At 71.1% G+C, this 19,744-nt stretch carries 18 protein-coding genes; 11 read left to right on the plus strand and 7 right to left on the minus strand.

The features are described 5' to 3' along the window. The first annotated feature begins 285 nt into the window (after positions 1 to 285). The 7 genes from ABD298_RS14815 to ABD298_RS14845 all read left to right on the plus strand — a co-directional run bounded on the left by ABD298_RS14815 (position 286) and on the right by ABD298_RS14845 (position 9,146). Complete coding sequence (locus ABD298_RS14815; RefSeq protein ID WP_344300522.1) at positions 286 to 1,020, plus strand: nuclease-related domain-containing protein; 735 nt, start codon at positions 286 to 288, stop codon at positions 1,018 to 1,020. 203 nt (positions 1,021 to 1,223) lie between these two features. Further along, positions 1,224 to 2,633, plus strand: coding sequence for an ATP-binding protein (locus ABD298_RS14820; RefSeq protein WP_344300523.1), 1,410 nt, complete (start codon positions 1,224 to 1,226; stop codon positions 2,631 to 2,633). Positions 2,634 to 2,706: 73 nt separating this feature from the next. Continuing rightward, on the plus strand, positions 2,707 to 3,798 hold the full coding sequence (locus ABD298_RS14825; protein ID WP_344300524.1) for an App1 family protein phosphatidate phosphatase: 1,092 nt from the start codon (positions 2,707 to 2,709) through the stop codon (positions 3,796 to 3,798). Positions 3,799 to 3,936: 138 nt separating this feature from the next. Further along, complete coding sequence (locus tag ABD298_RS14830; RefSeq protein WP_344300525.1) at positions 3,937 to 6,312, plus strand: molybdopterin oxidoreductase family protein; 2,376 nt, start codon at positions 3,937 to 3,939, stop codon at positions 6,310 to 6,312. Next, on the plus strand, positions 6,309 to 6,794 hold the full coding sequence (locus tag ABD298_RS14835; protein WP_344300526.1) for a hypothetical protein: 486 nt from the start codon (positions 6,309 to 6,311) through the stop codon (positions 6,792 to 6,794). Before ABD298_RS14830 ends, ABD298_RS14835 begins: the two co-directional genes overlap by 4 nt. Positions 6,795 to 6,843: 49 nt before the next feature. Further along, positions 6,844 to 7,986: a type III polyketide synthase gene (locus tag ABD298_RS14840; RefSeq protein ID WP_344300528.1), complete on the plus strand. Its 1,143-nt coding sequence runs from the start codon at positions 6,844 to 6,846 to the stop codon at positions 7,984 to 7,986. A 14-nt stretch (positions 7,987 to 8,000) separates the two neighbouring features. Then, the gene (locus ABD298_RS14845; RefSeq protein ID WP_344300530.1) at positions 8,001 to 9,146 is read left to right on the plus strand and encodes an FAD-dependent oxidoreductase; all 1,146 of its coding nucleotides are present in this window, start codon (positions 8,001 to 8,003) and stop codon (positions 9,144 to 9,146) included. 63 nt (positions 9,147 to 9,209) lie between these two features. Here ABD298_RS14845 and gluQRS read toward each other — a convergent pair whose 3' ends face one another. From gluQRS to ABD298_RS14860, 3 genes are all read right to left on the minus strand, one after another. Continuing rightward, a complete protein-coding gene (gluQRS, locus tag ABD298_RS14850) occupies positions 9,210 to 10,112 on the minus strand; it encodes a tRNA glutamyl-Q(34) synthetase GluQRS (protein ID WP_344300531.1) in 903 nt (300 codons plus the stop codon). 32 nt (positions 10,113 to 10,144) lie between these two features. Further along, a complete protein-coding gene (locus ABD298_RS14855) occupies positions 10,145 to 11,212 on the minus strand; it encodes an LLM class flavin-dependent oxidoreductase (RefSeq protein WP_344300532.1) in 1,068 nt (355 codons plus the stop codon). A 118-nt stretch (positions 11,213 to 11,330) separates the two neighbouring features. Then, positions 11,331 to 12,806, minus strand: a complete 1,476-nt coding sequence (locus tag ABD298_RS14860; protein WP_344300533.1) for a S1 family peptidase — start codon at positions 12,804 to 12,806, stop codon at positions 11,331 to 11,333. A 347-nt stretch (positions 12,807 to 13,153) separates the two neighbouring features. Between ABD298_RS14860 and ABD298_RS14865 the strand changes: the two genes are divergently transcribed. Together ABD298_RS14865 and ABD298_RS14870 are read left to right on the plus strand one after the other, a co-directional pair. After that, complete coding sequence (locus ABD298_RS14865; RefSeq protein ID WP_344300534.1) at positions 13,154 to 13,702, plus strand: MarR family winged helix-turn-helix transcriptional regulator; 549 nt, start codon at positions 13,154 to 13,156, stop codon at positions 13,700 to 13,702. Then, a complete protein-coding gene (locus ABD298_RS14870; protein WP_344300536.1) occupies positions 13,699 to 14,466 on the plus strand; it encodes an SGNH/GDSL hydrolase family protein in 768 nt (255 codons plus the stop codon). The genes ABD298_RS14865 and ABD298_RS14870 overlap by 4 nt, the downstream gene beginning before the upstream one ends. Positions 14,467 to 14,514: 48 nt before the next feature. Here the strand turns inward: ABD298_RS14870 and ABD298_RS14875 are convergent, their stop codons facing one another. The 3 genes from ABD298_RS14875 to ABD298_RS14885 form a co-directional block, all read right to left on the minus strand. Continuing rightward, positions 14,515 to 15,327 (minus strand): slipin family protein, encoded by an 813-nt coding sequence (locus ABD298_RS14875; protein ID WP_344300537.1) that lies wholly within the window; start codon positions 15,325 to 15,327, stop codon positions 14,515 to 14,517. 131 nt (positions 15,328 to 15,458) lie between these two features. Further along, positions 15,459 to 15,713: a LapA family protein gene (locus ABD298_RS14880; RefSeq protein WP_344300538.1), complete on the minus strand. Its 255-nt coding sequence runs from the start codon at positions 15,711 to 15,713 to the stop codon at positions 15,459 to 15,461. A gap of 338 nt (positions 15,714 to 16,051) precedes the next feature. Then, positions 16,052 to 17,080 (minus strand): fatty acid desaturase family protein, encoded by a 1,029-nt coding sequence (locus ABD298_RS14885; protein ID WP_344300539.1) that lies wholly within the window; start codon positions 17,078 to 17,080, stop codon positions 16,052 to 16,054. Between the two features lie 610 nt (positions 17,081 to 17,690). Here ABD298_RS14885 and ABD298_RS14890 point away from each other — a divergent pair. Beyond that, the gene (locus tag ABD298_RS14890; protein WP_344300540.1) at positions 17,691 to 17,942 is read left to right on the plus strand and encodes a hypothetical protein; all 252 of its coding nucleotides are present in this window, start codon (positions 17,691 to 17,693) and stop codon (positions 17,940 to 17,942) included. Positions 17,943 to 17,965: 23 nt separating this feature from the next. Continuing rightward, the gene (locus ABD298_RS14895) at positions 17,966 to 18,862 is read left to right on the plus strand and encodes a diacylglycerol/lipid kinase family protein (RefSeq protein ID WP_344300541.1); all 897 of its coding nucleotides are present in this window, start codon (positions 17,966 to 17,968) and stop codon (positions 18,860 to 18,862) included. Positions 18,863 to 18,891: 29 nt separating this feature from the next. On the opposite strand, the gene ABD298_RS14900 is transcribed toward ABD298_RS14895, so the two are convergent. After that, a complete protein-coding gene (locus ABD298_RS14900) occupies positions 18,892 to 19,707 on the minus strand; it encodes an FAD:protein FMN transferase (RefSeq protein ID WP_425564452.1) in 816 nt (271 codons plus the stop codon). Between the last annotated feature and the right edge of the window lie 37 nt (positions 19,708 to 19,744).

Here is a 19,744-nt window from a genome sequence, read left to right on the forward strand (position 1 = left end):
ACTCTGTCCGTTTCCTTTGTGAGACGGCCTGTGGCGGATGAGGCGCACTACGGGGGCACTCGAGACGCCGTAGTGCGGGTGAGACGCCTACAGGCAACCCTCGTCGCGACAAGGCGTCTCAGCCCCTCGTGGCGTCACCCCCCGGGCGCCCTCCCGCCCGCCGGGCCCTCCCGCTACTCTGATCCCCAGGGCGTGTCATGGGGGCGCGGCCCGGCACGGCGAAGGGGGACCACCGTGGACTTCATGACCGGCCCGCTCAGGGCGCGCGTCGCAGGACAGGCCGTCATGGCAGAGACTCTCCGACTGCAGGCGGGGACGCCTCGGCGCAGGCCGCTCGCGCGGCTGTTCGGCGCGAACCCTCTCGCTCCCGAGGCGCGCAGCTGGTACACGGGCGCGGTGGGGGAGATGCGCGTCGCGAAGGCCCTCGCGAAGCTCGGCCCCGAGTGGCATGTCCTGCACTCGCTCCCGGTCGGCTCGCGCGGGGCGGACATCGACCACCTCGTCATCGGCCCCGGCGGCGTCATCACGCTCAACTCGAAGAACCACGCCCGCAAGGACGTGTGGGTTGCCGGCAGCGTGCTCCTCGTCAATGGCCAGCACCAGCGGTACCTGCGCAACTCCGCGCACGAGGCGAAGCGCGTCGCCGCCGCCCTCACGGCCGCGGTGGGCCGGGAGGTTCCGGTGCGCGCCGCCGTCGTGCTCGTGGCGCCCCGCCGGCTCACGATCCGCCGCGTCCCGGAGGGCGCTGCGGCCGTGACGGACTCGCAGCTGCGCCGCTGGCTCACCCGGCAGCCGGAGGCCCTCACCGCGGACGACGCCGCGCGGCTGGCCGCCGCTGCCGCGGAACCCGCCACGTGGGGTCACCGGCAGGCCCCCGCCGACGACCCCTCGGCGACGCGCATGTCCTTCGGCGCCCTGCACTCCGAGGTGATGGGCGCGCAGCTGCGCCGGCTCACCTGGGGCGCCGGCGCCGTCCTGACGGCGCTCGGGGCCGCGGCTGGCGGCGTCTGGCTCCGGTAGCGCGGGATTCTGCCCAAGGAGACCGGGGCGCGGCTTCGGATCATCGGAGTGTCTCCGGCATGTCGCGGCGAGGAGGCACCCAGCCTGAGCAGAATCCGACGGGGCCGTCACGCAACGTCCCCGCGACCTGCCGGCAGGCGCCCCGCCGATAGACTCGCTGCAGCGCCCACAGGGCGCTCGGCACATCGCGAAGGAGCACGCCCATGACCACGTGGCGGATCAGGGACTTCCACCCCTCGGACCTCGACGGCATCCTCCACCTGTGGAGCGCCATGACGGCGTCGGGCATCGAGCCGGTCTACTCGCTCTCAGAGGTCCTCGCGAGCTGCCAGAAAGACGTCGCGGTCGTGGCCCTCCACGGCGACGACGTGGTGGGCGCCGCCGTCGGCCGCGCCGCGCACGAGCAGGGCTGGATCGTGTTCCTCGCGACCCTGCCCGAGTGGCGTTCCCGCGGCATCGGCACGGCACTGCTCGCCGCCCTCGAGAACCGGATGGCCCCGCTGGGCCTCACGAAGCTCTCGGCGCTCATGCCGGACACCGAGACGCGCCTCGAGGCGTTCCTCTCACGCGGCTTCAAGGACGTGCAGAACCTGCGCTTCTTCGAGCGCCAGATCCCTGTGGCGCGCACCGAGCTCGAGCCGCTCGCGCAGCTCGGCGGCCGGGTCCTCCCGCGGGACCTGTGGGACAGGGTCGCGGGCATGAAGCGGGAGAAGCAGCTCCTCGAACGCCGGCTCGTCCTTCCGCTGGCCGAGGCCGAGCTGGCCGACGAGTTCGGCGTGGTGCCGCCGCGCGCCGTCGTGCTCTTCGGCCCGCCCGGGACCGGCAAGACGACGTTCGCGAAGGCCATCGCCTCCCGCCTCGAGTGGCCGTTCGTCGAGGTGTTCCCGTCCCGCCTGGCCGGCGATGCCGAAGGCCTCGCGGGCGCGCTGCGGCGCACGTTCACGGAGATCGCCGAGCTCGAGCACGCGGTCGTGTTCCTGGACGAGGTCGAGGAGATCGCCTCGCACCGCGCCGGCGACCCGCCGAGCCCCAACCAGGGCGTCACGAACGAGCTGCTCAAGATCATCCCGGCCTTCCGGGAGCAGCCCGGCCGCCTCCTCGTGTGCGCGACCAACTTCATCCGCGCCCTCGACTCCGCGTTCCTGCGGCACGGCCGCTTCGACTACGTCATCCCGATCGGCCTGCCGGACGCCGAGGCGCGGCGCAGCATGTGGGAGCGGTTCATCCCAGAGGCCGTGGTCGCCGAGGTGGACGTCGACCGGCTCGTCGGGCTGACCGAGGGCTTCTCGCCCGCGGACATCGAGTTCGCCGCGCGGTCGGCGTCCCAGCGCGCCCTCGAGAAGGCCGTGTACGCGGGGGAGTCCGAGCCCCGGTCTGTGCCCGAGTCCGAGCCCGTGCCCGTCGCCGCCGGCGGCGCCAGTTCCAGCGCCGGCGCCGGCACCGAGCCGACCGCGCACGACGCCGGCCCCCTCGCCGCGGGCGCGGGGGCGCCGGCCAGGCGCGGTCCCACCACGCAGGACTACGTCGACGCCATCGGAGAGACGAAGACGACCGTGAGCGACGAAGTGGCGGCAGCGTTCCTGGAGGACATCGAGGAGCTCGCGCGGGTCTGAGGAGCCAGTACCCGATGGGCCTCGGGAGGCGCTGAAGGTGAGCTGGGCCCTTCCTGCGTGGGAGAGTGGAACCATGACAGCGCAGCACACCCACGCCGTCGCCCGGGACGCCGATGCCGACGCCGCCGCGGACCGCGCCGGGACTCCCCGCCTCAAGCCCCTCTTCCGCCTCGCGCAGAGGCTGGGCCAGGCATGGAACGGCCTCCGCACGCGTCAGGCGAGGAACGGCGACTATGTGGCGCAGGTCGTGGCCTACCGCGGCTACGGGACCACCGAGCGCGTGCGCGTCCTCGGCCGGGTCATGTACGCCCGTCCCGGCCTGCACGGGACCCAGGACACCTTCAACAACTTCCGCGGCTGGGTGTCGTTCACGTCGGTGCCGATCCAGGACGCGGACGTGACGGTCGAGATCGGGGCGACGCGCGCCGTCGTCCGCGCCGACTCCGGTGGCGTGGTGGACGCGATGGTTGAGGTCGAGCTCGAGCCGGGCTGGCACGACGTGCGGATGAGCGCCGAGGGCGCGGAGGCGTCGGTCGCGCAGGTGCGGGTCGTCGCGCCGGACACGCGGTTCGGGATCGTCTCGGACATCGACGACACGGTCATGGTCACGGCCCTCCCGCGTCCCTTCCTCGCCCTGTGGAACACGTTCGTGCTGAGCGAGAGGGCCCGCACGCCGACCGCCGGGATGGCGGTGCTCCTCGACCGCCTCGCCACCGAGCGGCCCGACTCCCCCGTCATCTACCTTTCGACCGGCCCGTGGAATGCCGCGCCCACGCTGCAGCGCTTCCTGGGCCGCAACCTCTACCCGGCGGGGCCGCTCCTGCTCACCGACTGGGGCATGACCCCGGACCGCTGGTTCCGCTCGGGCCGCGAGCACAAGCGCGAGAACCTCGAGCGGCTCGCCGCCGAATTCCCGGGCATCCGCTGGCTCCTCGTGGGGGACAACGGGCAGCACGACGAGGCCATCTACGCCGAGTTCGCGGCCGAGCACCCGGAATCGGTGGCAGCCGTCGCGATCCGACAGCTCTCCCCGGGCCAGGCGGTCTTCTCCGGCGGCACGACGCACGACGTCGGCGGGGTCGCGGCCAGCCCGGACGTCACCTGGGCCTCGGCCCCCGACGGCGCGGGGCTTGCGGAGCAGCTCGAGGCGGCCGGCGTCCTCTAGGCTCCCCGTTCCGCCCTCCCGTCCCGCCGTGCACGGGAAAGGTTGAACCGCCGGGCAGCGGGAAGGACTGAGGCGGCGAGCGGACCTCTGCCCTGCGCCGTAGGGCTCGCGCGCCGTGTTCAGCCGGAGGGAGCCCGAATGACCGCGAAGGACCGCATAGCGGAACCGTGGGGGACCCGCACCCCCTATGGGCCGGGGGAGCAGTGGCCGCAACGGACGGACATCCATCTCCAAGAGGGCCTGAGCGCGGAGGATGTGGACCGCTGGGTGCAGAGCGCCTCGATCCTCCATTCGAACGGCGACGCGATGGACATCGCGGTCAAGGACGACCGCATCGTGGGCGTGCGGGGCCGGGAGGCCGACCGCGTGAACCACGGCCGCCTCGGCGTGAAGGACCTGTACGGGTGGCAGGCCAATGCCTCGCCGGACCGGCTGACCCGTCCCCTCGTCCGCGAGGGCGGCCGGCTGGTCGAGACGGACTGGGACACCGCGATGGGGCGGATCGTGGAGCGCACGCAGCAGCTCCTCGCCGATCAGGGGCCCAGCGCGGTCGGCTTCTACACGACCGGCCAGCTCTTCGCGGAGGAGTACTACACGCTCGGGATCGTCGCTCACGGCGGCATCGGCACGAACCACGTGGACGGCAACACGCGCCTGTGCACCGCGACGGCGGCGGAGGCGCTCAAGGAGTCGTTCGCGAGTGACGGCCAGCCCGGCTCCTACACCGACATCGACCACGCCGATGCCATCTGCCTGTACGGGCACAACGTCGCCGAGACCCAGAGCGTGCTGTGGATGCGCATGCTCGACCGGCTCGAAGGGCCGAACCCGCCCAAGCTGGTCTGCGTCGACCCGCGGCCCACCGAGGTCGCGCGCCACGCGACAGTGCACCTGGCCCCGCTTCCGGGCACGAACGTCGCGCTCATGAACGGCCTCCTGCACGAGATCATTGCCCATGACTGGGTGGACCACGCCTACCTCGAGGCCCATGCGGTCGGCTTCGACGAGCTTGCCACGCGGGTCAAGGACTACCCGCCCGAGGTCGCGGCCCACATCTGCGACGTCCCCGCCGAGCAGATCCGCGAGGCGGCCGCCATCATCGGCCAGGCCGACCGGCTCCTGTCCACGGTGCTCCAGGGCTTCTACCAGTCGAACCAGGCCACGGCCGCCTCGGTCCAGGTCAACAACATCCACATCGTGCGCGGCATGCTCGGGAAGCCGGGCTGCGGTGTCCTCCAGATGAATGGCCAGCCCACCGCGCAGAACACCCGGGAGTGCGGGGGCGACGGCGACCTCCCCGCCTTCCGCAACTGGTCCAATGACGAGCACATCAAGGACCTCGCGCGGGTGTGGAACGTGGACCCGATGGAGATCCCGCACTACTCGCCGCCGACCCACGTCATGCAGATGATGCGCTACGCCGAGGACGGCTCGATCAAGCTGCTCTGGATCAGCGGCACCAATCCGGCCGTCTCGCTGCCGGAACTCCCCCGCGTCCGCTCCATCCTGACCCAGGAGCGGCTCTTCGTTGTGGTCCAGGACATCTTCCTCTCCGAGACCGCGCAGCTCGCCGACGTCGTGCTCCCAGCCGCGACCTGGGGCGAGAAGACGGGCACCTTCACCAATGTGGACCGCACGGTGCACCTGTCCGAGAAGGCCGTCGACCCGCCGGGCGAGGCGAAGGCGGACCTGGAGATCTTCATCGACTACGCGCACCGGCTGGGCCTGAAGGACAAGGACGGCGCGCCGCTCGTGAAGTGGCACGACGCCGAGTCCGCGTTCGAGGCCTGGAAGGAGTGCACCCGTGGCCGGCCCTGCGACTACACGGGCATGACCTACGAGAAGCTGCGCGGCGGCTCCGGCATCCAGTGGCCCTGCAACGACGAGCATCCCGACGGCACCGAGCGCCTCTACGAAGACGGCAAGTTCTTCAGCGCGCCGGAGTACTGCGAGAGCTACGGCCGCGACCTCATCACCGGCGCGCCCGTGGAGCCCACCGAGTACAAGGCCCTGAACCCGACGGGCAAGGCGGTCATCAAGGCCGCGGGCTACATGCCGCCCCACGAGATCCCGAGCGAGGACTTTCCCTTCATCCTCATCACGGGACGCACGCTCTACCATTTCCACACCCGCACGAAGACCGGCCGCGCGCCCGAGCTGCAGGCGGCGGCACCGGACGTATGGGTAGAGGTCAGCGAGCACGACGCCGCGGCGCAGGGTCTGGCGGAAGGCGACCTCCTCGAGGTCAGCAGCCCGCGGGGATCGCTGCGCGCCAAGGCCAGGATCACGGCGATCCGGTCCGGGGTGGTGTTCGTGCCCTTCCACTACGGCTACTGGGACACCGAGGGCGGCCACGCCCCGGACGACGTGGGCCGCGCCGCGAACGAGCTGACGATCACCGACTGGGACGCGTGCTCCAAGCAGCCCATCTTCAAGACCGCTGCGGCTCGGATCGAGAAGGTCGCCGACGCGGACGGCCCCTCACCGGCACCGAGGATCGGAGCGACGCGATGAAGATCGGACTCGCCCTGGAGGAGCTGCACCGCTCGGAAGCGGAGCTGGCACGGGAGCTGCTGAAGGTCTCGGAGCGCCACAAAGTGGACCACGAGATCTACCACCTCGGCCTGGACCTCGCCCGGTGGTCGCAGCAGCACGTCCGCGACATCGCCGAGATCGCCAAGGACTATGGGCACGACAGGCTCGATCCGGAGGCGGGGACCAAGCATGGCCCCGTCGACGCCGTCAGGGAGAAGGGCAGCGAGCTGATCGGGCGCATGGGCTCGCCGGCGCTCCTGCTCCTGCGGGACCTGCGGGAGGTCTACATCAAGGCCGCCGGTGTCTCGGTGGACTGGGAACTGCTCGCGCAGGCCGCCCAGGGCATCAAGCACCGGGACCTGCTCGGGCTTGCCGAGCGCTGCCATCCTGAGACGCTGCGCCAGATGCGGTGGGCCAACGGCAAGCTGAAGGAGAGCGCCACCCAGATCCTCGTCACGTGAGACGCACCCACCCCTTGCCCCGGCGCCCCTGCCCTAGAGAGGATGACGCATGGCCGTCCTGATGAGGTCCCTCGAGACCTCCGTACCGTCCACCGTCCTCAAGCAGCCCGAGGCGCGCGACGTCTTCGCCGCGCAGGAGGGCCTGACCCGGCTCGGACAGCGGCTCGTGACCGCGTGCTTCGATGCCTCCGCGATCGACACGCGCCACTCCGCGGTCAGCGAATTCTCGTGGGACCAGCCGGACCACGAGCCGGACTTCTTCGACCCGGGCACCGGCGCGATCCTGAATCCGAGCACCAAGACCCGCAACGACCTCTTCGTCCGCGAGGCCACCCCGCTGTTCACGGAGACGGCGCGCCGGGCCCTCGAGGCCGCGGACGGCATCGGGCCCGAGGACGTCACGCATGTCGTCACCGTCTCCTGCACGGGCTTCTTCAACCCCGGTCCCGACTACCGGATCGTCCGCGACCTCGGCCTGAGCCCGTCCGTGCGCCGCTTCCACCTCGGCTTCATGGGCTGCTACGCCGCGTTCCCGGCCCTGCGCATGGCCAAGGCGTTCTGCGAGGCCGAGCCCAACGCCGTCGTCCTCGTGGCCATCGTGGAGCTGTGCTCGCTGCACGTGCGCAGCTCCAATGACCCGGACACGATCCTCGGCGCCTCGCTCTTCGCGGACGGTGCCGCAGCCGCCGTCGTGACCGCGCGGGACCTCCCCCTCACGCGGCCCGCCCTGAGCCTGGACGCGTTCGAGACCACGCTCACGCCCGTCGGCGAGGAGACGATGGCGTGGAACATCGGCGACCAGGGCTTCGAGATGGTCCTCGGCAGCTATGTCCCGCACATCATCGATGACCACATCACCGGCGCGCTCGAACCCCTCCTGGCCGGCGACCAGGCCCTGGCCGGACGGGCGCACGCCGAGATCGAGCACTGGGCGATCCACCCGGGCGGCCGCAGCATCGTGGACAAGGTGGTCACTCGGCTGGGGCTGTCCGAGGAGCAGGCCGCGCCGGCGCGCGACACCCTGCGGGAGTACGGGAACATGTCCAGCGCGACGGTCATGTTCGTCTTCGACCGCATCCTGAACCTGCCACAGGACCCGGGGCAGGGCTCCGGTGCCGAGCGGGTCTGTGCGATGGCGTTCGGGCCGGGCCTCACGGTCGAGACCGCGCTGCTGACCCGCGTCCTCCCGTAGGCGCCGGGCCGGCGGTGGGGCACGAGTCGCACGAGGCTGTCATCGTCGGCGGCGGCGCCGTCGGGCTCTGCTTCGGCGTCCTCCTCGCCCAGGCGGGGGTCGACGTCGTCGTGCTCGAGGCGCGCCACGAGCCCGGCCGGCACTCCCGCGCGATCGGCATCCACCCGCCGGGGCTGCGCGTGCTCGCCCGGGCCGGCGTTGCGGAGGGGCTCGCGGCCGCCGGGGTGCTGATCGGCGAGGGCGTGGCGCGCTCCGGAGGGCGCGGCGTGGCACGCGTGGGCTTCAACCCCGGGGTCCTCGCCGTCCCGCAGTGGCGCACCGAGGAGGCGCTCGAGGGCCGGCTTGCCGTGGTCGCCCCGGGAGCGCTCCGGCGAGGCGTGCGCGCGGCGGCAGTCGAGCGCGCGGAGGGCGGCGCCGTCGTGCGCACCGCGACCGGGGAGGCGTTCCGTGGCGCCTGGGTGATTGCGGCCGACGGCGCGCGGTCGCCGCTGCGGACGGCGCTCGCCATACCGGTGCGCGAGCAGGCGCTCCCGGACGCGTACCTCATGGGCGACTTCGCCGATACGACCGGCGACGGGACGCGGGCCGTGCTGCACCTCGAACCGGAGGGGATCGTGGAATCCTTCCCGCTGCCCGGTGGAGTGCGGCGATGGGTGGCGCATCTCGACGCGCCCGAGGAGGCCGCGAACCCGGCGCGGCTCGCGCAGGTCATCGGGGAGCGCACGGGGGAGGAGGTGGTCACGGCGTCGTGCACCATGCTGAGCGCCTTCACCGTGGCGGAGCGGCTCGCCGGGAGGATGCGCCAGGGGCCCGTGCTGCTCGTCGGGGACGCCGCACACGAGGTCAGCCCGATCGGGGGGCAGGGCATGACCCTCGGGTGGCTCGACGCCGAGGCCTTCGCGCCGCTTGTTGCCGCGGACGTGCGGGAGCGCCGCCGGGACCCCGGGCAGGCGGACGGTTGGCCCGAGCTCTGGGGGGCGGCCGAGCACGGGAGGCTGGCAGCGGCAGCGGCGGCGGCCCGGCAGGCCAGGCTCAACATGGCGCTCGGCCGCCCGCTGCCGCCGCGGCTCATGGCCGCCCGGAATGCGGCCTTCCGTGCGCTCTACCGCGCGCCCCTGGCCCGCAACCGCACCGCGGCCCGCTTCACGATGCAGGCCTGACCCTCAGGAGGTGACCCTCAGGAGGTGACCCTCAGACGGAATCTGGGGGTCAGCTTCTGGGGGTCACCTTCTGGAGGTCAGCTCCCCGGGGGCGAGGACCCAAGGGTCCCGGGGCAGCGCGTGGGGCGTGAAGGCCGCGAGCGCCTCCGGGAGCGAGGCGGGCAGGCCAACCGACGCGAGCAGGAGCCCCGTCACCTGCTCCGCGGACACCCCCGCGGCCGCGAGCGCCCCCAGTGTCACGGCTCCGTCGCGCTTGGCGAGGCGGCGTCCGGCGGGGTTGAGCACGAGCGGCACATGCGCATACTCGGGCACCTGCGCCGCGAGGAGCCCGGCGAGATAGGCCTGCCGCGGCGCCGAGGAGAGGAGGTCGTCGCCGCGGACCACCTGGTCGATCCCCTGCGCGGCGTCGTCCACGACGACCGCGAGGTTGTACGCGACCACCCCGTCGTTGCGCCGCAGCACGAAGTCGTCCACGAGCCCTGCATATCGCCCGTGCAGCACGTCCGTCACCGCCCATTCGGTGACCTCCGCGCGAAGCCTGACGGCGGCGGGACGCTCCGCGCGGCGTCGTGCGCGCTGGTCCTCGGTGAGGTCGCGGCACGTGCCCGGGTACGCACCCTGCGGCGCGTGCGGAGCGCTCGGGGCTTCCTGGATTTCCCGGCGCGTGCAGTAGCACTCGTAGGTGAGGCCGGCGTCGGTGAGGCGGCCGATCGCGTCGTCGTACAGCGCGCCGCGCTCCGTCTGGCGCACCACCTCGCCGTCCCAGTCGAGCCCGATGGCGGCGAGGTCCCTCAGCTGGACCTCCTCGGCGCCCGCCCGGGCCCGGTCGAGGTCCTCGACGCGCATCAGGAAACGGCGGCCCGTGGACCGGGCGAACAGCCACGCGAGCAGTGCCGTGCGGAGGTTGCCGACGTGCAGCTCCCCGGAGGGGCTCGGGGCGAACCGGCCTGCGCCGCGTGGAGTCATGCCGTCTAGGCTAGCGGCCGCCTCCACCGTCCCTATTCAGCGATCGCCTTCTTCACCGCCGGCGCGATCTCCGTGGCGAGCAGCTCGATCGAGGAGGCCGTCTCGGCGAATGGCAGCGTCCCCAGTCCAACCTGGGCCATGAACCGGTCCGTGCCGAGGGCCTCGTGCGAGGCGAGGATCCGCTCCGTGATCTGGGCGGGGCTGCCCACGAGCAGGCCGCCGCCGGGCCCCGCCCACGCGTCGAAGTGCTCGCGCGGGAACTCGCCGGCTGGCCGCGGCATGTTCTGCTCGATGTACCTCGCGTAGTGGGGGTAGAAGGTGTCGCGGGCTACCTGCGAGGTGCGCGCGGCGAAGAAGTGGCTGCCCGTCCCCACCCTGAGGGACGACGGCGCGTGGCCGGCCTGCGCGCCAGCCGTGCGGTACAGGTCGACGAGCCGCACGAAGTGCTGGTGCCCGGAGAGGAGCGCGAGGAAGAGCGGCACGCCTGCCTGCCCCGCTCGCACGAAGCTCGACGGCGTCCCGCCCACCCCGCGCCAGATCGGCATGCGCTCCTGGACGGGGCGGGGAGAGAGGGCCGCGTCGCGCAGGGCGTGGTGTGCGCGCGGGCGGGACGGGGCGGCGTCGTCGGGCGCGGCGGGCCAGGTCACGGTAGCGTGCTCGCGCATCTCGAGCAGGAGGTCGAGCTTGTCCTCGAAGAGGGCGTCGTAGTCGGCCGGGTCGTAGCCGAAGAGGGGGAAGGACTCCGGGAACACCCCGCGGCCGGCGAGGATCTCTGCGCGGCCGCCAGAGACGATGTCGAGGGTCGCGAACTGCTCGAAGACGCGCGCCGGGTCCGCGGTCGAGAGCACAGTGACCGCCGTCGTGAGCCGGATCCGCTCGGTCTCGCGCGCGATCGCCGCGAGCACGACCTCCGGGGCGGAGAACGCGAAGTCGTGCCGATGGTGCTCGCCGATCCCGACGACGTCGAGCCCAGCCTGGTCCGCGAGCTTGGCCAGCTGGATGGTCTCCTCGGTGCGCTGCCGCGCCGAGCGCGTGAGGGCGCCGGGGGTGCCGGAGGTGTCGCGGGTGAGCTCGCCGAACGTGAAGATGCCGAAGTCCATGATTGCTTGAACATTCAATCATCTACCGGTATTCCCGCGCACGACGCCGAGCAGCCGGCGCCTCGGGGGAGGCGCTGGCCGCTCGGGTGCTGGCCGCTCGGGCCGGTGTTGCGGCGGGTCAGGCCGTCGGAGCCTGGGGCCGCTGGTCCCGACCTGTCTGGTACGGCCCGGGCTGCTGGACCTCGGGGTACTGGTACTGCGGCTGAGGGTACTGGGTGGGCTGGTACTGCGCCTGGTACTGCTGCGCCTGCGGATGCTGGGCCGGCTGGTACGGCGCCTGCGGGCGCTGGCTCTGACTGGGCTGGAAGCCCGTCGGAACCGTCGTCGCGGGTGCGGCCGGCTGCTGCTCGGGGTGCTCCGGGGCGCCGTACTGCTGGGAGACCTGCTGCTGCGCCCCGGCGAACTGCTGCGCCCCAGCGAACTGCTGCGCCTGTGCGAACTGCTGCGTCCCGGGCTGGGCGGGGTCCGCGGCGTACTGTGGGGCCTGCGCCCCGGGGAACTGGCCCACAGGTCCTGCGACTGCCGTCTGTGCGGCGGCGCCCGAGGCCCGGCGGCGCTTGCCGATCACGATGAACAGCGTGGCACCGAGGCCCAGGATCACGATCGCCGCACCGCCGATCGAGAGGTAGAGCGGCAGGCTGTCGCCCGAGGAGGCAGGCGCCGTCGTGCTCGCCGTGCTCGGAGCGGCGGTGGCCGAAGGCGTCGGCACGACCGGGGTCACGCCGTTGCGGGTCAGGAAGGTCTTCAGGGCCTCGGTGTCGGTGACGAAGTTGAATGCCTGGGACTCGCCGCGCGGCTTGAAGCTGTTGACGCCGATGGCGTTGCCGTCGTTGTCGATCGTCGGGCCGCCCGACATGCCGTTGGTGACCGCGGCGTCGATCTCGGTGACGGGGACGCCCGTCGTAGTGACCTGGCGGGAAGACACGGTGCCGGTCTTGAACGAGGCGCGCTGCCGCGAGGCGTCGCTGACGTCGGTGACCGAGCCGGCGAAGCCGACCGCTGTCACGCGCTCGCCGGTGCCCGGCGACTTCTGGGCCATCGTCAGCGGGGTGGTGCCGGAGAGGTCGGCGATCTTGAGGAGGGCGAGGTCGCCGTTCGCGAAGGTCTGTGCATCGATGAGCTGGGCGGTGAGGCCGGTGTTCTGGAGTGCGGGGACAGCGCCGTCGACGCCCTGCGGCTGGTAGGCGCGCACGGTCACGTTGGTCACCGTGGCCCAGTTCTCGTCCCACGCCCGCTGCAGGTACTCGCTGATCCCGAGCCGCTGCATGACGTTCTTGAGGATGGCGAGCTTGATGTCGTCGCTCTTCTCGACGCAGTGCGCGGCGGTGACGATGTGGGCCTGCGAGCTGGCGAACCAGCCGGTGCAGCCGGCGGGGATGCTCGAGGTGTACGTCTCGGTGCCAGAGTTGAAGGGGACCTTCACCTCGCCGTCGAACTGGACGTAGAGGTACACGACCGACTTCTCTGCATCGGAAGCAGAAGCCGCTCGGGCGGGGGACTGGGCGCTGGGGCCGAAGAGGGCAAGGCTCAAGGCGGCGAGAGCGGCGAAGGCCGCGAGGACGGCGTGCCTGAGGGAGGGGTGCAGGGTGGTCATGATGGGGGCTCTTTCCTCTGGGCGCACAATTGTGCGCCCCAACGGTGCGGTTCTGAACAGGCGGTCCTGCAGAACGCGCGGTTCTGGAAGGGTGCGTGGAGCTGTTGTGGCTTCGGCGGGGCTGTCTCGCCTCCCCGAACGGGGCGAGCCGTGGTCCCGCGAAGCAGCCGTTCCCCCAGCGGTCCGGCCCGGGCGCTGGCCTTGCGGCCTGCCCGTGAGTCTCGACCTGAGAGGCCGATATCACTAAGGTAGGCGCCCCGGAACATTAAGTCAAGACGTTGGATTTAATGAGTCTGCGACGTCTCCGTGGACCGGTGCGCGTCCCTAACGCTCTATGCTTGGTTTCCGTGACCGAACCCCGCTGGCTGACTGCCCAGGAGCGCCGGGCGTGGCTGGCGCTGCTGAGCGTGAACACCCTTCTGCCTGCCGCGCTCGACGCCCACCTGACGAGCCTGAACAGGCTCTCCCTGTTCGACTACGACGTCCTCGCGATGCTCTCCGAGGCCGAGGGCCGCATGCTGCCCATGAAGGAGCTCGCGGCACGCACGTCGGCGTCGCTGTCGCGCCTCTCCCACGTGGTGACCAAGCTGCAGGCGCGGGGCTGGATCGATCGGCAGCCCTCGCCCGACGACGCCCGCGTCACCACTGCCCACCTCACTGACGCGGGGTGGGAGACGATCGTCGAGCTCGCGCCGGATCACGTGGAGCGCGTCCGTCAGCTCATCTTCGACGCGCTCGACGGCGACGACGTCCAGCGCCTCGCCGAGATCGGAGAGAAGATCGTGTCCCGTCTCGAGTCCGACAGCTGGATCTTCCGCGATCCCGCGCGTGCGGCGGTCGCCGAGGGCGCCGGGGTCGCGAGCGCCGGGGCGCACGACGGCGGGGTGGCGCCGTGAGCGGCGACTTCACCACGCGCTTCGTCGCGCTCGGGGACTCCTTCACCGAAGGCGTCGGCGATCCTGATCCGGCCCGGCCCAACGGCGTCCGGGGCTGGGCCGACCGGGTTGCCGAACAGCTGCAGGCGGCCGACCCCGGACTCGGCTACGCGAACCTCGCGATCCGCGGGCGCAAGCTGCAGCAGATCGTCCGTGAGCAGCTCCAGCCCGCCCTCGCCCTCTATCCCACCCTCGTGACCCTGTACGCGGGGGCGAATGACATCCTCCGCCCGAAGGTGGACATCGACGCGCTGCTCGTGGAATACGACCGTGCCGTGGAGCGGCTGGTCGAGTCCGGCGCCACCGTGCTGCTGTTCACGGGCTTCGACGCGGGAGCCTCCAAGGTGTTCGGCTCGATGCGGGGACGCACGGCCATCTACAACGAGCAGGTGCGGTGGATCGCGGACCGGCACGGGGCCAGGATCGTGGACTTCTGGCGGTTCCACGAGTTCCAGGACTGGCGGATGTGGGACGCGGACCGCATGCACATGTCCGCCCTCGGGCACGCGACGATGGCGAACCGAGTCCTCCGGCTGCTCGAGCACGAGGGCCTCGTCGAGGTCCCCGACGTGCCCGAACTCCCTGTCCTGAGCCGCGTCCAGCAGCTGCGCGCCCATGCCCTGTGGGCCCGCGAGCACGCGGGGCCGTGGGTCATGCGCCGGCTCACGGGCCGCTCGTCCGGCGACGGTCTGAGCCCGAAGTACCCCGAGCTCACTCGGCTCTGAGCCCGAGGTCCTCCGGTTCCGCGGTCGACTGCGGTCCGGTGTCGACTGTCAGGCAGCCTTGATCGGAGCCTTCCCGGTGGTGGATGCTGCAGCTTCGTTCTCTCTGGCGAGGAAGGCGGAGAGCTCGCCGATGGTGCTCATGAGCGGAGCGGGGAAGACCACCGTGGTGTTCTTGTCGACGCCGATCTCGACGAGGCTCTGCAGGTTGCGCAGCTGCAGAGCGAGGGGGTGGGCCATCATCGTGTCGGATGCATCGCCCAGAGCGGCAGCCGAGATTGCCTCGCCCTCCGCGGCGATGATCTTGGCCCTCTTCTCCCGCTCGGCCTCGGCCTGCCGCGCCATGGCCCACTTCATCGTCTCGGGCAGCTGGATGTCCTTCAGCTCAACAAGGGTCACTTCGACGCCCCAGTCCGTCGTGAGGACGTCGAGGATTTCGCGGATGTCGCCGTTGATGCGCTCGGTATCCGAAAGGGTCTGGTCCAGAGTGTGCCGGCCAACCACCTTGCGCAGGGTGGTCTGGGCGATCTGGTTGATGGCCGCGGCGACATTCTCGATTGCGACGACCGATTTCACGGCGTCGACGACGCGGTAGTAGGCGACAGCGGAGACATCGACACTCACGTTGTCCTGGGTGATGATTCCCTGGGATTGGATCGGCATGGTCACGATCCGAAGGCTCACGAGGGGGAGACGGTCGATCACTGGGATGATCAGGCGGAGCCCGGGCATCCGGACGCCGATGACGCGTCCGAGCCGGAACAGGACGCCCTGCTCGTACTGGCGGACGATGCGGATCGACATCCTGGCGATGACGAGCAGCACAACAACGAGAATGATGCCGACAATGACGGTGGGGTCCACAGGGATCCCCTCCTTAGGATTCGGGAGCCCGGCCACGACCCGAGGTCCCTTGCTGGATGGGTCACAGTTCCCCTGAGCACGCAGTAGGCCAACCCGCGTGGGTCCTCAGCAGCTTGGCAGGGTCCCCGCGCTCAGGCGTTGGTGCTCCGGGGGGCGTTCTCCTTGCGGGCCCTGCGGGCGTTGGACCTGAGCTGGATGATCCGAGCCCCGCCTGCTGCCGCGACGAGGACGCCTCCTCCGACCGCCGCCATGAGCAGCGCTATCCCCAAGGCGACGGTGCCGTCCAGCCCGAGGAAGAAGACCCTGGCAGGCTGCTGGTTCTGGAGGATGAAGACGATCAGCAGAATCAGGGCCAGCAGGGCGACGATGACGGCCGCCCACACCATGCCGGCTCTGGTCGTGCGTGCCTTCGGCGCTTGCGCCGGCGCGGGGGATGCCGCGTCGGTGTGCTCGGATTCGCTCCGCGGTCCAGCTTCAGAGGGCCGTGGAATTCTGCGCCCCGCACCTGAGCCGCGTCGCGCTTGCGGGTTCGGGGGGGAGACCGGTGACGTGGTCATGATGTTCCATCCTTCAAGAGGGCCGGAGCCCGGGCCGGTGTGCGGCTCCTGAGGACCCGGTCCAATCTCAGGCTACGCCTGTATTGGGTGGACGGCGGGGCCACGAACACAATCCGTCGGGCGGGGTACTCCTTCGAACCCGGCGGAGTGGACCGGCTTCAGGGCGGTCAGCTGGGCCGGTGCTGGGTGGCGAGGGGGCATTCGAAGACGGAGCCCAGACCGTGGCCGACCGCGTTGAGGTATCGCACGATGATCCCGTAGGAGGCCACAAGTGAGGTGGCGGTGTAGGGGATGCTGCTCTGGGCGCACTGTGCCCGGACCAGCTTCTCCGCGTGCCGCAGCGCCGGGCGGGGCATGCTCGGGAAGAGGTGGTGCTCGATCTGGCGGTTCAGCCCGCCCATGAACAGGTCCATGGCGCGGCCGCCGCGGATGTTGCGTGAGGCGAGGACCTGACGGGTGAGGAAGTCCGCCTTCGACGACGCCTGAAAGACCCTCATCCCCTTGTGGTTGGGGGCGAAGGTTGCGCCCATGTAGAGGCCGAAGACTCCCTGCTGGACCCCGATGAACGCCGCGGCGATCCCGGGCGGGAGCAGCCAGAACGCCAGTGCCGGCACGGTCAAGACCCGGGCAGCGAGGATGGCGATCTCCACCCCTCGTCGCTGGACCGGGCCGCGGCGAAGGAGGAATCTGAACGAGTCGACCTGCAGGGCCAGGCCCAGGAACGGCAGGACGGGGAAGAGCAGGTAGCCCTGATGGCGCGTGATGAATCCGAGCCACTGGGGCCGGGCCGCGGCAGCAGCGTCGTGGAAGGCGATCGTGCCGGGCTTGATGTCCGGGTCCTTGTCGATCACGTTAGGGCTGGAATGGTGCTTCGAGTGCTTCTGCTGCCACATCGCGTAGCTGATCCCGGTGAGCCCGTTGCCCACGATGCGGGCAGACCACTCGTTGGCCGGCCACGAGGAGAAGACCTGGCCGTGGGCGGCCTCGTGGGCGAGGAAGCCGAACTGGGTCATCAGGACACCGAGCCCGGCCGCGATCAGCAGCTGGAACCAGGAGGCTCCGATGAAGGCGAAGCCTGTCCACGCCCCGGCCCAGGCCAGGAGGAGGACTCCGAAGACCGTGATGTAGTAGCCACGCCGTCGCTCTAGCAGGCCGCGAGCCCGGATCTCCTTCTGCAGGGCCAGATAGCTGTTCACCACTGGATTCGGCCGCACCGGGCGTCCGCTGGCGGCATTGGAAAGGCCCATGATTCCCTCAGATCTTCCGAGGCCCGGGCACCCGGGTATTTCCGTTTCCGGGCCAGTACCTCCCCTTCAGGATAGGCGCCCCGGCGGCTGGTGCAGAGGGCCTGATGAGCGCTCATCCCGCCAACGGGTGCGCCCTTGGCGAGGGAAGCCCCCGGCAGAGGGACCGGCGTAGACTGGGAGAGAAGCCCCAAGGGGGCTCCGTCCAGCGGTCCGGGCCGGCCTAGGCAGCCGATCACCCCCGCGGGCCGCACATGCCGGTGAGCATCGTGCTTCCTCTCCCAGAAGGTGCACTCTGGGATGCTGGCGCCGTATGGGCGCCTTTCCCCAAGGAAGAACAATGCAGACAGTCCCAGAACAGACCCAAGACGTGCTGGCCAAACCGAGAGATCTCTCAGGACCTGAGGATCCGCTGCGGGTGACCGGAGTGGTCCTCAGCGCACTCCCCCCCGATACCCTCACCCCTGAGGGCCCCGAACGGTATACCGTCACCGCTTCGCTGTCGCGCCGCCCTGACCCTGAGGAGGTCGAGTCCATCCAGGACCAATCCACTCAGACGCGGTTGGAGGAGGCAGGCTTCGGCCACGCTGCGCTGCACGTGGCGGATCGGCGTCTCCTGATTTCGGGCACCAACCTCGACGAGCTCAGGAACGGCCTCGCCGCCGTCATCGGAACCCTCGTGCGCGCGGCCACCATGAAGGCCTTGGCGCGGAAGGAGCTCGCGCGCCAGGCCCGGGCAGACTTGGACGAGGCCGAACGCGAGCGGTTCCTCCGCGTCGCCGAGGCCGCCGCCGAGATCGACTTCGGAGCCTGAGGAGGGCCGGCGCGGATCGGTCCATGATGGGAGGACCCGGCGAGGCGGGAACCTTTGACAGGATCCTGCTGATCTACAACCCCGCAGTCGGCAGGGCACCGGCAGTCCTGGCGGAGCGGCTGTACCGGGAGCTGCGGAACCGTGCGCCTGATATGCCGGTGAGCCTGCTCCCCACAGCCTTCCCCGGCCATGGGCGGACTCTGGCTCGAGAAGCAGCCGGCGGCCGTCCGCTGCTGGTCTCGGTCAGCGGCGACGGTGGCTACAACGACGTCGTCAACGGGGCCATGGACGCTGACGGCAAGGCGGTCTGCGCCGTCATGGGCGCGGGCAATGCCAACGACCACAGGCGCAGCACACGGTCCCTGCCCATTGCCGATGCGATCGTCCGCGGCCAGGTCCGCCGCATGGACCTCCTCCGCCTCACGGTCGGAGAAGGCGACCGGGCATGGTCACGGTATGCACATTCGTACGTGGGGTTTGGACTCACGCCGCTGATGGCGATCGGCATCGAGAAGGGCGTCAAGGGGCGCTTCGCGGAACTGCTCTCCGTGGCCCGCGCCCTGAGGAGCCTGTCCCCGGTGGACATCACCCGCGCCGACGGGGCGCGGGCAATCCTGGACAGCCTGATCCTGGCCAACATCTCCCGGATCGCCAAGTACGGGAAGGTCAGCGAAGCGGGCTTCCCGGACGATGGGATGTTCGAAGTGGTCGTCCTCCCCCACGCGCGCAGATGGCGGATCGGGCTCATGGCGCTGCGGGCCGTGACGGTCGGGCTGGGGGCCCGTGAGAGCGTCCCGAGCTACAGGTTCACCAGCACCGCCTCGATCCCGCTGCAGATCGACGGTGAGGTCATGGAAGTCGGAACCGGCACTCCCGTCCTCGTCGAATCCGTGCACCAGGCCCTGACCACGCTCGGCTAGCAGACGACCCACCGCAACAGGACCGGGGGCTACGCCGCGCTCGGGGCGCGGAAGCCCGGGGTGGCGACGAGCGCGCCGTCGTGCGCCACGGCGAGCACGTCGACGTCCCAGCGCGAGGCCACGGCATCCAAGGTGCTCCGGCCGCCTGCGACGATCGCGGTGGCCAGCACGTCCGCGGTGACGATGTCCGACGCCGCGACGCTCACCTGGGCGAACTCCGGACGCCTCGCACCCGCGGGTCCCTGAGCGCCGGGGCCTCGCACGCCGACGGTCCAGATGTGGTCGCCGCGCTCGGCGGAGCCGGAGGTCGCCAGCGCGAGCTGCGGCGACACGACCTCACGCGGGGCGCCTGGGCCGAGCGGGTACGCGCCGAGGAGGGTCCGACGGTCGGCCGGATCCACGATCCCGGCGAGCCACGGCTTCCTTTCGCCGGACGACGGCGCCGGGGAACCCGACACCAGCACGTCCCCGCCCGCGTTGAGGCACCAGTCGGTGAGGCCGAGGGCGACGAGCGACCGCCCCGCCTCCCCGATCGCGTATCCTTTGACGAGCCCGCTGAGATCCAGCAGTCCGTCGGGCCTCTCCGGTGTGAACGCGCCGTCGGTGCGTCGGCGCCAGCGCACGGCGTCGGCGTAGAGGTCGCGCATGAGCGGGCTGGCCTCCATCAGGGACAGCTCGCCGCGCGACACGCGGCTCGCCTCCGAGTTCGGCTTGAACAGGCTGAACCGCGCATCCAGAGCTTCGAACTGGTCCTCGACGACGGCAGTCGCCGCCTCGAGCCGGTCCACGTCGGCGCTGCACGCGCCGGGGCCCGCGGGAACCGTCAGGCTCACGACTGTCCCCATGCACACGAACGTGCGGGCGCGGAGGGATGGCGGGACC

The sequence above is a fragment of the Sinomonas flava genome (assembly GCF_039531875.1).
Classification (GTDB): Bacteria; Actinomycetota; Actinomycetes; order Actinomycetales; family Micrococcaceae; genus Sinomonas; species Sinomonas flava.

Excerpts from the sequence above, each read along its gene's own strand:
- ABD298_RS14815 (WP_344300522.1), top strand. The coding sequence starts at position 286 with ATGGCAGAGACTCTCCGACTGCAGGCGGGGACGCCTCGGCGCAGGCCG.
- ABD298_RS14820 (WP_344300523.1), top strand. The coding sequence starts at position 1,224 with ATGACCACGTGGCGGATCAGGGACTTCCACCCCTCGGACCTCGACGGC.
- ABD298_RS14825 (WP_344300524.1), top strand. The coding sequence starts at position 2,707 with ATGACAGCGCAGCACACCCACGCCGTCGCCCGGGACGCCGATGCCGAC.
- ABD298_RS14830 (WP_344300525.1), top strand. The coding sequence starts at position 3,937 with ATGACCGCGAAGGACCGCATAGCGGAACCGTGGGGGACCCGCACCCCC.
- ABD298_RS14835 (WP_344300526.1), top strand. The coding sequence starts at position 6,309 with ATGAAGATCGGACTCGCCCTGGAGGAGCTGCACCGCTCGGAAGCGGAG.
- ABD298_RS14840 (WP_344300528.1), top strand. The coding sequence starts at position 6,844 with ATGGCCGTCCTGATGAGGTCCCTCGAGACCTCCGTACCGTCCACCGTC.
- gluQRS (WP_344300531.1), bottom strand. The coding sequence starts at position 10,112 with ATGACTCCACGCGGCGCAGGCCGGTTCGCCCCGAGCCCCTCCGGGGAG.
- ABD298_RS14855 (WP_344300532.1), bottom strand. The coding sequence starts at position 11,212 with ATGGACTTCGGCATCTTCACGTTCGGCGAGCTCACCCGCGACACCTCC.
- ABD298_RS14860 (WP_344300533.1), bottom strand. The coding sequence starts at position 12,806 with ATGACCACCCTGCACCCCTCCCTCAGGCACGCCGTCCTCGCGGCCTTC.
- ABD298_RS14880 (WP_344300538.1), bottom strand. The coding sequence starts at position 15,713 with ATGGTGTGGGCGGCCGTCATCGTCGCCCTGCTGGCCCTGATTCTGCTG.
- ABD298_RS14895 (WP_344300541.1), top strand. The coding sequence starts at position 17,966 with ATGATGGGAGGACCCGGCGAGGCGGGAACCTTTGACAGGATCCTGCTG.
- ABD298_RS14900 (WP_425564452.1), bottom strand. The coding sequence starts at position 19,707 with ATGGGGACAGTCGTGAGCCTGACGGTTCCCGCGGGCCCCGGCGCGTGC.